A 14160-nucleotide genomic window follows, 5' to 3' on the forward strand; every position below is an offset into this window, starting at 1 on the left:
AACCTCCTATTTTACTTTGATTTCACCGCTAACCAGCTTCGCTTGAATTTCCTCTACTTGATCGCGGATCGTTTGTGGTACATGTTGATTGTAAAGATCGTCTTTTGCAAGACCTACTCCATTCTCATTAAAGCCTAGAGATTCATTTGTGCCAAATGGAAGCTTTCCTTGCTGATATAGTTCAATCGCACGGAAGATTGAGCTGTCTACATTTTTAAGCATAGATGTTAGCACGTGGCCTGGTTGTACATTGTTCTGGTTGTTGTTCACGCCGATTGCATATTTATTGACATCTTTAGCAGCTTCCAGTGCACCGATTCCTGACGGGCCTGCAACCGAATACAGAATATCAACCTTTTGAGAATTGTATTGCGCCATACTTAGTTCTTTACCTTTTGGAGCGTTAATAAAGTCACCCACGAACGAAGTAATCACTTTTACTTCTGGATCCACATAAGCGGCACCCTGCTCATAGCCTGATTTGAAATCTTGAATGATTGGAATATCCATACCGCCAAGGAAGCCTACTACCTTTTCCGGGTTTGCATTTTTGAGTTCCTTGCTGTTCGTAACGATAGCTGCGAATGCACCTGCCAAGAAGGAGCCCTCACGTTGGTTGTATTTTACAGAGTAGATATTAGGTACATCTACAATTGTTTCATCGAAATAAATGAACTTTTGCTTTGGATAACGGTTTGCAAGATCAATCGCAATCTCCTTCATTTGGCTTGTACCCACAACAATTAATTCATATTTACCGCTTGCAACCATGGACTCAAAGCCGATTGCCCAGTCAGATTGACTCCCACCACCTTGTACAGCCTTGAATTCAACACCTAGCTCCTTCGTTGCCTTTTCTAAACCCGCGTTAGCGGAATCAAAAAATCCGCTGTCACCCAAGTTACCGTTTACATAATAGCCTACTGAAAGTTTATCCTTATCCGTTGACTCGCCCTTTGAGCCAGCATTGCCTGAGTTAGCTGCGCTGCAGCCTCCCAAAATGATTGCAAAAGCTAACAGTGCTAAGCTAAACTTTCCATACATACCTTTTTTCATTTACATAACCCCCGTCATTTGTTTAAAATTATTTATACATAATCCTCTGATGGGACGAACATTAGCCTACACCGATCATGCGCGGAAATAAACATGATTAGCCATCAATGACTGTGTTCAGTGCAATTTCAACCATTTCATAAAAGGATTGTTCACTTTCTTCATGGGTTAAGTATTCCTGTGTTAATAATTGACTGCCAACAGTTAAAATTGTAAGTGCTTTCACACCATATTTAGCGGCTAACGTATATAAGGCCGTGCTTTCCATTTCTACCCCTAATACACCAAATTCCATAAATTTGTGAAGTCGATCTAAGGTTTCACGATAAAATTCATCCGAATTATAGATGTTACCAACAAAGACAGTTACATCTTTATCTTGTGCCTGATGAAACGCTTTCATCAACATGGAGAAATCTGCCGTAGGGGCATAATTACAGCCATGGAAGATCTTCTCCGTCAAATTACTATCTGAAGACACTGCTTGGGCTAATATAATATCGCGGATATTAATTTCTTCCTGCATTGCGCCACATGTACCGATGCGAACCAATTTCTTAACTTCATAATCGACGATCAATTCCGTTGCATAGATGCTCATCGATGGATTTCCCATCCCTGATCCCTGTACCGACACCGGCACACCCTTGTATAATCCAGTGTAGCCGTACATGCCCCTTACTTCGTTATAACAATAGGATTCATCTAAAAATTGTTCGGCTACAAATTTTGCACGCAAAGGATCCCCAGGAAGTAAAACACGTTCCGCTATTTCTCCCTTTTTTGCGCTTAAATGCCTGCTCATGCCTTTTCCCCCAACCTTTATTGTGTAATAGGCTTGCTGAAACCGCTTCCACTCGCCAACAGAAGGTGTGATTTGAAACTAAACTCAGCATAAGGTTTTACATCCTAATAAACTAGACCAGAATCCTATATAGGGAATGGGAAAAATTTGACCAAATGATAGAATATCTGCAATTAAGGTTATAACTCGAGCAACGCTTTGCGAATACTTTCCAGATCTCTTGGGGATGGGATCGTAGAAATCATCACAACAGGCACCTGCTTTAATGCAACAGGGATGTTGCTAATCACAAGATCAATGTGATGCTCCTGCATAATTTCGTCGGTTAGCCCTTTCATGATGGAAGTATTTATGATTAACTGATCCCCTGTTTCCTTCTTGATCAAATCTGCGATGTAATGACGAATGGAAAACTCCTCCCCGATCACTAAGAAAGCCCTTTTCGTTTTGTAACGTAAACTTGAACGGACAATTAAGGTCAACTTTGTTAAATGGAAGTCATTATACGAAATGGATGGGTAAGATTTATTCCAATTTTGCATGCAGACCTGCAATTCTTGAAACATTTGTTGGCACTCCTTTTGAACATATGCCGTTAAATTGCTTTTGGATATCGTCATCCATGCCGGAATGGCATTATCGATTAATAGCCTGTCGAAGAATCCGTAGATTTCCAGTATAAACCGTTCTTCCATGTCCAATGCGGGATACGCCTTGCTCAATAACGTGAGAAGCAGATTGCCCATTTGATATTCTTCTTTGTCCTCGTGCAGCTTGACTTCCTTCATCGGTGTTATCTCTGATCCTTCATAATAATGATATTGGCTGAGGCTAAACTGTGATTGTATGAAAAATATTTCACTATTGGGAAATTCAATAACGTGCTTTTGTTCAAGTTGCTTTGCTAGGGTTTTCACGGGCAAATAAAATATTCCCTTCTCCCATGGGTAACCATGCTCGTCAATCTTTACACATTTCCCTTTCGCAACTCTTGCGATAACAATCGCTAACAAAAAGGATAATTTCCTTTTGGAATTGATAAAATACACAATATTCTTTTCGTGCTCTATATTCGTAATTAACTGATCGATATCATCAAAAATTACATTTTCAAAAGGCCATCCTGTGAACTCATAGGCATCACAATATAGCTTCCAATAAAAATATCGTATATTCATTTCATTCCCTTTAATCATGGGGGTGGAATACGTAATGCGCAGTTTATACGGCTTAAGATCATGATTATTTAATTGCACAATCAACTTTTTCAAAGAGGAGGCACTCATAAACATCGCCCCGGCAAGCTCCTCCATGGAGAGACGATCCACACTCGTAAACAATACATTCATTAGCCGATAAAAGACCGTTTGTCTGAACATCGTAGAAATCACTTCATGAATCGTCTTACTTCGCTCACGTTGAAGAAATATTCCCTTTCCTCTGGAAACCTCAATGGTAACAGCGGATGATAATTGTAATTGCTGGCTAATTTCCTCAATCATCTTACGCATTGTTTTATAGGAGATACCTAGGCTTTTCTCAACCTCGGCCAAGGTAAACCATCTTTGTTCTGTATCTAGCAATGTTAATAGCTGGCTAGCTAATATAAATTCCTTATCCATTCTCTCTCACCTACTTTCCATATGATGACTGTAGTATACACCCATCCACCCATTTCGACGATCACCCTTTTATATCCAACTGTCGATTGGCGAACCTTATATTCTTTATATACAGTTTTACACAAAAACAGGATACCCTCTCATCTAATATGAGTTAGGCATCCTGTGTCTATTCCAATGAAACTTATTTAAGCCCAAAATAAATCCTACTTCTCCTGCTCCTTTATCACCTGCTCAAACCCCAACAGTATCAGCCTCAATCCGAACTCAAATGCTCTGTAGGTCCCCATCAGCTCGAACAGCCCGTTCGTGAACATCCTCCGGAACAGCCGCACTTCCGTCTCGCTCATGGAATCCAGAAGGCGAATCATCTCCTCACCCGGAGGTGCTCCCCGGTCCTTAAGGATAGCGGAGACATTGCGCTCATGCTGATAATCGTTTATGGGGATCTTCCAAGCAACAGCGCAAGGAACGACTGCGTTTATTATGTCAGTTATTCAAGGACTTTTTCCAAGCAAAAGCCGACTTACCCAGCATGGATTCTGCTCGATTGCCATCAAAAAAACTTGCCGTTACTTGTGGTACGGTTCAGCATATCATCTATAGAGCGAAATGAAGAACACCCGTCGGGGTATCCTTCATAATTAACGTAACAGTAATTCAAAAACGGAACTTCCACTACAATTGCTCGACTAAGCGGGCGGTTTTAGAAGGGGCTTTTCCTTTTCCTGAAAAGCCTCTTCTATACAACATTTTTGCACTATAAACATTACTCTTATTTAAGTTGCCACTGGATTTTGTCCGCATCATAAATGGTTACATCTATAGGTGTCGTTATGTCACGTTCGTCTGTCACGCTTCCATTTGAATTCCAATGAAAATAATAGTTCGCGAAATGACCATTATATGACTTTTCACTTAAATGTTGCTGTATTTCATTGGTATTAAAAATGAGCCCTTTATATGAATCCCCGTTTTCAACCATGTATATATGATAGTCAAATTGAGTAATATGCTGGTCATCTTCCTTATGCCACGAGCAGCATTGTTTATGCGGATTGTAACTTGCATCATGATAGTCTCTAGATAAACCTACCTTTACTTTTACAATTCGTTTATCTACCAGTTCTACTTCCATAGTGCTGTAACGTTTTTTAACAACTCTTGCTCCTTTATTGTTATTTTCAATGTTTTTCATTACGTAATCTACTGCTTTGTTTCTGTTCATACGCTTCTTTGTACCAGAACCATCCACGCTTTTAAACAAAAGCTGATCCTCGTCATTTTTCTGATTAAATTCTCCGCTGTCGTTATCTTCGGTATTGTTCGATAGTCGGAGTTCCTCTAATGTGTTGTAGATACGACTAACATCTTCAAAAGATACCTCTGTGATAAAAAGTGTTGATGATACATCGTCTGTAGCTAAAAGTGTTCGAGCTACTAATTTGTCCATCTGTGAAGCACCATCATTTTTAGCTTTCCAGTCCTTGTATACACTCGCCAACTTCAATATTTGCATTGCCCTATCTCCCTTCAGGTTTATAAGATGGGTTTCTTTTCTTGATATCATCATAAATCACATAAGCTAAATAAACAACACAAGAATACAAATAATATCATAAATCTAATTTAGCTTATTTTTTAATTTCAATTTAACTAACAAAAAAGCGCCCTGTTCACTGATTCTTCAAAATCAGCAAACAAAGGCGCAAGTTTGGATAATCTAAATCTCACTCCATATGTATACAGTTTACAGTATCCACGGACGCTTATTGGGGCCTATCTTTGACTTCCACATACAGAAAAAATATTATCTACTTGCTTTTGCCAATCTATATTCAAGATCCTTTAACGAGAAACCATCTATTATGCTACGTTCAGCAATAAACTGATATAGTTCTTTACATTCTCCTTTTAAGACTTTCTCCAAGTCATATACTCGTTTGCCTAACCAGATAGCTAAATCTACAAGCTGGATACCAATATTATCGGCAGAATTTACAAATTCTATATCTCCAGTAAAATAATCAGCTGTTTGTATTATTGGCTCAGAGTGTAGCTCGGAAGAATCAATAACTTTAGTATTATTATCAAAAGAATTTTTCAATTGCTTGTAAAATTCATTTTGTTCGTCATGAACCAATTTACAAATTTTCAAGTTTTCTCTTCTTAAGTAATGATTCAGCGCCCCAATTGTTATATTAAAGGTAGCTAAATTAGGAGAGAGATATTTCGTATAGTTTTTAAAAACATCATCGGAATCATCTCTTAATCCTTCTCTGCGGATACGTGCTCGTTCTTCTACTATTATATCAAGTTCTAGAACTTGTATTGGATGAGCAATAGCATAATCAAATATTGCACTGAACATTTCAATATCTGGAATATACTTGGGGTTATCTATACAGTGCTGTTTTATTTCCTGCATCAATTCCTGAAATTGCTTCACTCCTTTATCTAGCAGACCTAACACATCCCAAAATTTTTTCCGATGCTCCGTAGTCATTGTTTTTGCCATAGCATAAGTAACTAAAAGCCGATTAAATTTAACATTGTAGAGTTCTCGAGGAGTAGCCTTATTATTAACACTATCAAATATCAAGTCGACAAACATCATCGTTGCAACATGTTCTCTTTCTACTCTTGAAAAAACAAATTTTGCATCTATGTCTTTGTAGATTTTTATTAATCCCCTAGCTATTGAATTAATATTACTAAGTCCTAACTCTCCCGCATGCAGCTCATTGAAATCTACCTTCTTCAATAGTATATTAAGATCATCCTTCACTAATTCAACATCATAGGGAGAAAGCATAACTCCCACCCAATGGAACTTATCTGTTCCACTAAATATCTTAATACCTGAATTTCCTGATTCATCTACAAAGGCTGTTAGTTTACTCAATTAAATTCTCACCATTTCCTCTATTCATATCTCTCTTTTTACCTCTTCTTTTCTAAACTTTACCTATTGAGTAAAAATGCTAAATAAGCTCAATATAATCGGCAATTACATCTAATAGCAAATCAGCCGATTGTGGAGTATAGCCAGGAGACTGACACAATACAATATAATCAAATGACTCTTATGTTGAAAACTCTATGTCTTTAGTTAAACAAAATGGGACTTCTGGCTCAATAGATAGAGTCACAGCTTTTCTAATTCGATCCACATCAATATCTCTTCTATTAAATAGCTTAAGTTGAATGGCACCTGAAGCATCATCAAAGTCTTTAAGCAAGCTGAAAGGCAAATCGTTATCCCATTCTGGATGTAATACAAAATCTAAACGACTTATCCACCTACAAGCTATTGCAAATGCTAAACGACTATAGCGGACTCCTTGCTTCTTGTACAACAAGCATACTTTTTTCAAAAACTTCAAATCACATTTCCTGATAGTAACTTCACATTTAATGCAAAAGAATTCTTCTTAAGTAAATTGAACGATACGTTATGCGCCAGAACCGCTGCTATAACAGTAGATTTTATTTTAGAGGATACTACTGTTGTTGTAATCACACTTAATGCGGAGGTAACTTCCGAGACAATCAATTGAAATTTATCTATAAGCCCAGAGGACAAGGACAAGTTAGATCAATATTGGAATCTAGAGAATCCCACAGAAGTAATTGTCTTTATCGAATCCAATAAGCACTATAATGACACAAATACACCCTTTTCCGAATTACACATTACTATAAGAAATGAACTGGCTCTAAGTAGAGAATCCTGGTTAACACTGAATATGATATTCTCGCCACGTGAGACGTTCCATTTACTTTATAAAAATTTGTTAATGGATTATGCATATGAAAGATTGAAACCAACTAAAGGAAAACAGAATTTATATTTCAAGCTAGCAACATTGCTCTTTAAACAATTTTAGACCTGATGAAATTATTAATTTGGTTACAAATAGAGAAACAGGTGGAAAAAAGTATGATATGAGACACCTTAGTGCTGGAGAGAAGACTGTCTTCTATTTGTTCCTTTATTTAAACTTGGTAGGACGAATAAGTATTTTACTGGTCGATGAACCAGAGAATCATTTACACGAGGATCTAATCTGCAAATTTGCCAAACTACTAAATCAGTTATGTAACAATGAAGAGACCTATATACAAACCATAAAAAAAATGCCGGGATCTGCTTCTCTTGTTTCGAAAGTGAATTCATACCTACCAATTACTTCGTCCAACAAAATTTCACAAACTATCTTTTTTACACACTCAAAAGTGCTAATTATGTCGTTATTTAATATCGGGAGTAATTTTGCCTTAGAAAATACAGGTTTAACCCTGCTACAATATGAGACTTGTGAAAAGAAACTAAGGGAATTAGGAGTTAGTAGCCTATACAGTAAGATTCTCTTTGTTGAGGGGGAACAGGAAATAGAATTATTAACCCCAATGTGTCAACAGCATAATGTTACAATTGAAAAAATCGGGAATTGTGAACGGCTAATTGAAATTTGCACTGGAATTAAAGAGGTTGACCAACATATCCATAATCAACACCCTTTGCTTTTCATGAACTCCAGTTCAACACAACGGTACATAGTTATTAAATCACGGTGCAAGAGCTGGTCCGGACGTTAGAAACGGCACATTTAGGTTGATCTATTTTCTAATAATACGACTGGTCGAGGTAATAACGGTGTCTTCTGCATCAGCATTTGCACCTCATCTGCATTGAGCGACAAATCGTTTACTGCTGGCAGATACATATCAACGTTGCAAAATGTGATGTGTTTCTTTTTGTCACTTCGTATAGTATTAATTGATTCTATATCAAACTCATAATGTTTTAGTGTTAATAACATTAACCAAAATCTCAACACATCATAATCATCCAATGGACGCATTTCTTCAATAGAGAGGGGCATTCTGTTAAAAACATATCCTGTTATTACAGCTGCGGTCATAAAGGCTCTTATGTCTGAAAAATCTCCGCTTTCTATAATTGCAATTGATTGATAGATAGCTTTTACCACTTGCTTGGACATGCGTCCAGAAAAAGAATATCCGATATATGTATCTCTTAAATACCCATTTGTTATATCTTTTACCATTTCAATGTAAGCTTCTGGTGAATTAGCGAGAACCGCAAAGTTATACTTATTTGCAGCACATCGCTTATACCCTCTTCGTTTTACGGTCGTAATTAATGCCAATTCATTTTTGGCGTTAGACACAATGATAGGAGAGTGAAATTTTGAAATCGTTTCAAAATTACTTGAAGTAATACTATGTTGATCAACCGATTTTTCAAGTTTTCCAAATGAATAGGCAGAGTATTGTTTAATCCCAAACCGTTCCTGATCTTCCGTAGCACTATTGTAATAGCCTCGCTGTGATGAAACATTGTTGTATTGTTGCTCACTTCTGTGGGTATGTCCAAATATTCGCCAACTATTGTCACCTTTGAGTACAGTTGTTGAACTCCACCAACAGTCTTTATCCTCTTTCGTAAGATCAAACATAGGAAAATGTGTAATTATCAATACTTTTTCTTCCTTGTTTAATACATCATTAGCAAAACTCACCCACTCATTATGTAAAGCTATAATCTTTTTAGGGCTAAAATCATTTACTTTTTGAGCATCTGGAAGAGCCATAAAATGCTTCAGCGTTACTTGACGCTTTCCGCGACGAAAACTCGTCCAACCTGTATCACCAATAACACAAATATCGTTATAATAATATCTGCGACCAGTAACAAGAAACTTGAAATATTGATTATCTTGCGTTTCTTTAGAAAACAGCTCGATAATATCCAGATGACTCTTTGTACCGTCGTTCCAGTAATCATGATTTCCCAGTACAAAAAAACCTACTACTTGTTTTTGCTCTAGCTCCTTCACAAACAAAAGAGTCTTTTTATAGTTATTGAAAAGATCCCCTGCTAAGCATGATATGCTGTCAGCATAGTGCTCCTTTATAAAGGTAATAAAATCGTCTTTCATTCGCGAAGCTGCTCTTGCCTTGAGTTTTCTTTTGGTATAATCAAAATGCAAATCAGATATGAAGACAATTGGTTTCTCTGATGATTCACTAGCGATGTTACTATTTGAAATTATTAGATCAGCCATTTGAACTATCACCCCTATTAATTTTATGTGGAATGATTCATTGGAAATTCTTTCGTCTGATAAATTAGAGTTAGGGAAGATCAAGCTGACGTTACGCTCTACAAACTAGTGCGTTCTCTGATAACAAAATTTGATCCCCTACAACGTCATTCCCCATTCCAGCAACGCAGACTCGATCAATCAATAACTTCTTTAACACACCTAATAGTGGATCTATTTCAATGCATTAAGGATAACGATATTACTACTCCCACTCATCAAGTAACGAAACTTTCTCCTCTATTTTTTCAGAAATTAATTCATCTAGCTCGTCATCATCATATTCCATTAGACTGATACTTTTCTTTCTCTCTGAAATCCAGTCAAAGTATAATATTTTATTTTTCTCTAATCTTCTAAGCGCTTTTGATACATCTGATTTGGTAAGTCCTAGTTCCTCAGCAGTAATATTTTGGTTTATCAATATTTCATTCATTCCTATCAGATCTGACAATAAGTAAAGTAAGACTTTATAATCCTTAGCTTTTAAATCACAGTGTGCTGCAAATTCTAAATACTTCAACATTGTTACTCTTCTCATTTCATCCTCCGTAATTAGTTATATATATTGAAACTATAATAAAACTGTATTGACACTAAAATAGCACTGTGCTAACTTTAGTATACAATAAGCCACTTTAAATTAAAACAAATCATAAGGAGATGAATTTTTATGTTAAAGCTTGTGCCAAAGAGAATTATTACTGAAGTTGATAGTGTAAAATTGAAACGAAAGGTTGAAAATTCAGAATCAGTTATTTATGCATCCTCAAAAAAAATGAAAAACAATCCCTGCAGAATAGCTTCGGCCAAACTTTCAAATGGAGATGTTGTTGATCTATTAATTATTAACAACTTAAAGGTTGACAATAAGGCTGGACAATACATTGTCAATACTTCTAAAAAACAATTAAGTCAAAACACTCCCCTTAATAAGTTTAAAAAGTACTTAAATTCTCATAATTACAAGGTAATTTCTCAACCCACTATGCTTTTAATAATAAATGAAACTCACATCCTTCAATATTCTTTTTCAGAACTACTCGAAATTCAATACAATAAAAGCGCAATTAAGAAATTTATTAAAAATGAAGTCAGAAAGTTTGCCCATTTGCAAAATTCTGTTGAAGCCAACTAGTCCCCAAACAAGTAATCAACGCTCCAGCATTTTTTCACTGGAGCGTTGATTTAACCAAAAATATAGTATACATTAAAATTTCGCCCTACTTATGATACGGCTCCCCCCGATTTATCTTCACGCCGCGATAAATCTGCTCAATCAGCACCAGCCGCATCAGCTGATGCGGCAAGGTCATGCGCCCGAAGCTCAGCTTCTGCTGGGCGCGAGCAAGAACAGCGGGAGCAAGGCCCGTGCTCCCACCAATAACAAAAGCCACGTGGCTGCGGCCATACGTGGCTAACTTATCGAGCTGGGTCGCGAGATCCTCGCTTGACCACAGCTCCCCATCTAGCGCGAGCGCGACAACATGCGCATCCGGCTTCAGCTGCGCTAGAAGCCGTTCGCCCTCTCGCTCGCGCACTTGCGCTTCCTCCGCCGGACTCATCGTCTCCGGCGCCTTCTCATCGGGCACTTCCGTGAGCGTAAGCTTCACGTAAGGCCCGAGCCGCTTGGCATACTCTGCGATGCCAAGCACAAGATACTTCTCCTTCAGCTTCCCAACAGCAGCAATCTGAATATGCATAGCTGTTATACGAGCAGGAACTCGGCGCCTTCTTCGCACAAGTCACACTTGCGCGGTGGGTCCCAGTCCGCGAACTCCGTTTCTTTCAAATCAACCATATCCGGTGCGTCTTCATATTCATCTACGAATTTATCAATAGCTAATTCAACATGTCCTTTGCATACACAATACATAATGTCTCGATTCCTCTCATGCTGATGATTTAATTAGATTGCCCAGCTGTGGTCTATAACAACACGAACAACCTTACCTCCCTAGCATAGCAGAATTCGACTACATCTGTGAAGGCGCAAACTTACATCTTCTAAGGCCCCTAATGCTTTGCAAAAACATGCTGTTACAATCCCTTCCCACTCCACACAAAAAAAAGCATGCCCGCTTCGCGGACACGCTCCTACAAATGTTTATTCAAGAACTCCAGCGATTGTCGCTTCTGAAAGCCGCTAACATGATGTCCGGTGAACGGATACACCTTCAGAATCTTCTCCGAGCGGATGCGGTTATATGCCGCGAATACAGTCTCAGGCATACATACGATATCCTTCAGACCGACAGATACCATAATCGGAATCGAGATCATCTCTGCCAAGTATACCAAGTCAAAATAACGCAGCGTCTCCATCACGCGATCCAGATGCTCGGGAAAGCGATTTACGAAGTCCGCGACTTCAGATAGTGAGCCTGTAGAGTTCAACACGCCAAAATCCATATGGCACATATTCGGAATATTCGATACAGCGGCAGCAGGCACATTGCTTAATGCCGCAGCAATCATGCTCAGGCCTCCGCCTTGGCTGTCCCCGGTAACCGCAATTCGCGCGGGGTCAATCTCCGCTTGTGCAGCTACCCATTCCAGCGCCTTCAAGGCATCAACGGTAATAGCTTTATAATAACAAGTATCCTTATCCAGAATGCCTTGTGTTACCCAGCCCTTGACCATGCCATATTCATTATCCAATCGGTTCCCTGTCTCTCCTTGGCCGCGAACATCAACTGCGAACACAGCCATGCCCATCAGCAGCCAATCGGAATATTGTTCGGGATAACCTTTACCGCTCGTATAACCATGGAACGACACGACACAGGGGAGCAAGCGGTCCGAAGTGAATTTCGGGACAATATACCAGCCCTTGAGCGGAGTATCGTCATAGCCCTCAAAGGTGACATGATACACATCAACCGCCATTAACGGCGTCTCCGTCAGCTCCCTTACTGCTACAAGCGGACGGCTCCGAGCTTCCTCGAAGGTCTTCTGCCAGAACTGATCCATATCAACTGGAGGCGTCGTATCCGGCATATACCGATAAAGCTCTTCAATTCTTTTCTCAATCGCATTCATGCCGGGTCTCTCCTGCTCTATGTTGAGATTACTGTTCCTCTTCCGTCTTCTCGCCAAGCTTGAACTTCGTCGTCTTCAGCTTGCCATCGCGATAGTAGGTGATTTCAATATCATCGCCTATTTTCTTCTTGCCATACAAATACTTGCGAAGCTCCATCGTACTGCTGATCGCATGGCCATCCAGCTTCACGATCACATCATTGAACAGAAGCCCGCCCTCTTTGCCCGGACCGACAGCTTCCAATACGATCACTCCAGCGAACACTTCGTCAGGCAGCTTAAGCTCTGGAGTCTCAGAATCTTCTCCATTCTTAGTCTCTCCGCTATCCTCCGGCAATCCTTGCTGAGCATAATACTGGTCTAAATCCATGGTGTAGACGCCCATATAAGGACGGGATACATAGCCCTGCTTCATCAAGCTTTCTATAATCGGCATCGCATGATTAATCGGAATTGCGAAGCCCAAGCCTTCTACGCCCACATCCGCAATCTTCATGCTGTTAATGCCTACAACCCGGCCATTCATATCCACTAACGGACCGCCGCTGTTGCCTTGATTAATTGAAGCATTCACCTGGATAACCTCTTGCTCCCAATCATAGACGCCATCTTGATTGAGCGATACCGGTACAATCTGACGGGTCTTGCTAATAATCCCGATTGATAAAGAATCACCTAAGCCAAGCGGATTGCCAATCGCAATTACGAACTCCGCTGGACGAAGCGCAGAAGAATCCCCAATCTCCGCAATCGTATCAATCCCCTTGCTGTCAATCTCAAGCACAGCAAGATCGGTAATTTGATCCTTGCCGACTACCTTCGCTTCCCGTTTCTCTCCATTTATAAGAACAGCCTTCACAGACTGAGCATTAACTACGACATGATAGTTCGTAATAATATAAGCCTTGCCGCCCTCTTTACGAAAAATAACGCCCGAGCCTACTCCAGCTTCCTCCAGGATTCCATCTTGGTCCTGATCAGCAAGATCTTCACTGCTGCCCTGTTGTCCAAGACCATAAGGAAATAGCTGTTCATTGATAATACTGACAACAGCAGGCCTAACCTTAGCTGAAGCCTGTATCGGCCGATGCTCTAGTGAATCGGATACAGCAGTAGGTGTAGCACCTGTTGTCGCTAAGCCATCGCCACCGCCGCCAAAAAAAGCACCGAATAGCAATACAGCCGCAATCGCACTAGTTGAGGAAGATATAAATGCAATACGGACATTCGACCAATTGCGCTTCCCACGTTTATTAGAAAAGTCCATCTCATCCCGTCTTGAGGAACGAGCTCGCCTTGATACTTTCGTCGAATAGAAATCGTCATCGAATAAGCCCATTATGATCGCTCCTCTCGATATCCTCTACGGATATCAAGACTATTTTCGTTTCTAGGAATGTTTTCGGAAGATTTGACTACAATAATAATAGATTCCATAATTTCTTTGCCAGTGTTGTGTCGAGAGCAGCATTGCGTTGTATCAAGAATGGCCAAGTTGTAC

13 protein-coding genes and 2 pseudogenes are annotated in these 14160 nt (G+C 39.4%); 2 read left to right on the forward strand and 13 right to left on the reverse strand.

Annotation, left to right across the window (positions count from 1 at the left end; translation table 11 throughout):
* Positions 1 to 6 precede the first annotated feature (6 nt).
* The 7 genes and pseudogenes from AC50YO_RS16060 to AC50YO_RS16090 form a co-directional block, all read right to left on the reverse strand.
* Positions 7 to 1056 carry a BMP family lipoprotein gene (locus AC50YO_RS16060; protein WP_494848565.1) on the reverse strand — a complete coding sequence of 350 codons (1050 nt, stop codon included), beginning with the start codon at positions 1054 to 1056 and terminating at the stop codon, positions 7 to 9.
* A gap of 97 nt (positions 1057 to 1153) precedes the next feature.
* Positions 1154 to 1861 carry a purine-nucleoside phosphorylase gene (gene deoD / locus AC50YO_RS16065; RefSeq protein ID WP_494848567.1) on the reverse strand — a complete coding sequence of 236 codons (708 nt, stop codon included), beginning with the start codon at positions 1859 to 1861 and terminating at the stop codon, positions 1154 to 1156.
* A 179-nt stretch (positions 1862 to 2040) separates the two neighbouring features.
* A complete protein-coding gene (locus tag AC50YO_RS16070; RefSeq protein WP_494848568.1) occupies positions 2041 to 3483 on the reverse strand; it encodes an AcpB/EbpR/MafR family transcriptional regulator in 1443 nt (480 codons plus the stop codon).
* A gap of 206 nt (positions 3484 to 3689) precedes the next feature.
* A pseudogene (locus AC50YO_RS16075) lies at positions 3690 to 3926 on the reverse strand (TetR/AcrR family transcriptional regulator); the annotation flags it as partial.
* Positions 3927 to 4258: 332 nt separating this feature from the next.
* Positions 4259 to 5002 carry a hypothetical protein gene (locus AC50YO_RS16080; RefSeq protein WP_494848571.1) on the reverse strand — a complete coding sequence of 248 codons (744 nt, stop codon included), beginning with the start codon at positions 5000 to 5002 and terminating at the stop codon, positions 4259 to 4261.
* Positions 5003 to 5293: 291 nt separating this feature from the next.
* Positions 5294 to 6388: a DUF3800 domain-containing protein gene (locus tag AC50YO_RS16085; RefSeq protein WP_494848573.1), complete on the reverse strand. Its 1095-nt coding sequence runs from the start codon at positions 6386 to 6388 to the stop codon at positions 5294 to 5296.
* Between the two features lie 181 nt (positions 6389 to 6569).
* The gene (locus AC50YO_RS16090; protein WP_494848575.1) at positions 6570 to 6869 is read right to left on the reverse strand and encodes a hypothetical protein; all 300 of its coding nucleotides are present in this window, start codon (positions 6867 to 6869) and stop codon (positions 6570 to 6572) included.
* Between the two features lie 511 nt (positions 6870 to 7380).
* Between AC50YO_RS16090 and AC50YO_RS16095 the strand changes: the two are divergent.
* A pseudogene (locus tag AC50YO_RS16095) lies at positions 7381 to 8085 on the forward strand (AAA family ATPase); the annotation flags it as partial.
* Positions 8086 to 8096: 11 nt separating this feature from the next.
* Here the strand turns inward: AC50YO_RS16095 and AC50YO_RS16100 are convergent.
* Together AC50YO_RS16100 and AC50YO_RS16105 are read right to left on the reverse strand one after the other, a co-directional pair.
* Positions 8097 to 9578 carry a metallophosphoesterase gene (locus AC50YO_RS16100; protein ID WP_494848577.1) on the reverse strand — a complete coding sequence of 494 codons (1482 nt, stop codon included), beginning with the start codon at positions 9576 to 9578 and terminating at the stop codon, positions 8097 to 8099.
* A 244-nt stretch (positions 9579 to 9822) separates the two neighbouring features.
* A complete protein-coding gene (locus AC50YO_RS16105) occupies positions 9823 to 10158 on the reverse strand; it encodes a helix-turn-helix domain-containing protein (protein WP_494848578.1) in 336 nt (111 codons plus the stop codon).
* Between the two features lie 132 nt (positions 10159 to 10290).
* Between AC50YO_RS16105 and AC50YO_RS16110 the strand changes: the two genes are divergently transcribed.
* Complete coding sequence (locus tag AC50YO_RS16110; RefSeq protein WP_494848580.1) at positions 10291 to 10755, forward strand: hypothetical protein; 465 nt, start codon at positions 10291 to 10293, stop codon at positions 10753 to 10755.
* An 85-nt stretch (positions 10756 to 10840) separates the two neighbouring features.
* On the opposite strand, the gene rlmH is transcribed toward AC50YO_RS16110, so the two are convergent.
* The 4 genes from rlmH to AC50YO_RS16130 form a co-directional block, all read right to left on the reverse strand.
* On the reverse strand, positions 10841 to 11320 hold the full coding sequence (gene rlmH / locus AC50YO_RS16115) for a 23S rRNA (pseudouridine(1915)-N(3))-methyltransferase RlmH (RefSeq protein ID WP_494848717.1): 480 nt from the start codon (positions 11318 to 11320) through the stop codon (positions 10841 to 10843).
* Between the two features lie 5 nt (positions 11321 to 11325).
* Positions 11326 to 11493, reverse strand: coding sequence for a CxxH/CxxC protein (locus AC50YO_RS16120; RefSeq protein WP_494848581.1), 168 nt, complete (start codon positions 11491 to 11493; stop codon positions 11326 to 11328).
* Positions 11494 to 11714: 221 nt separating this feature from the next.
* The gene (locus AC50YO_RS16125) at positions 11715 to 12659 is read right to left on the reverse strand and encodes an acetylxylan esterase (protein WP_494848583.1); all 945 of its coding nucleotides are present in this window, start codon (positions 12657 to 12659) and stop codon (positions 11715 to 11717) included.
* Positions 12660 to 12687: 28 nt separating this feature from the next.
* Complete coding sequence (locus tag AC50YO_RS16130; protein WP_494848585.1) at positions 12688 to 13998, reverse strand: S1C family serine protease; 1311 nt, start codon at positions 13996 to 13998, stop codon at positions 12688 to 12690.
* Between the last annotated feature and the right edge of the window lie 162 nt (positions 13999 to 14160).

Source organism: Paenibacillus sp. J22P59, from assembly GCF_059383895.1.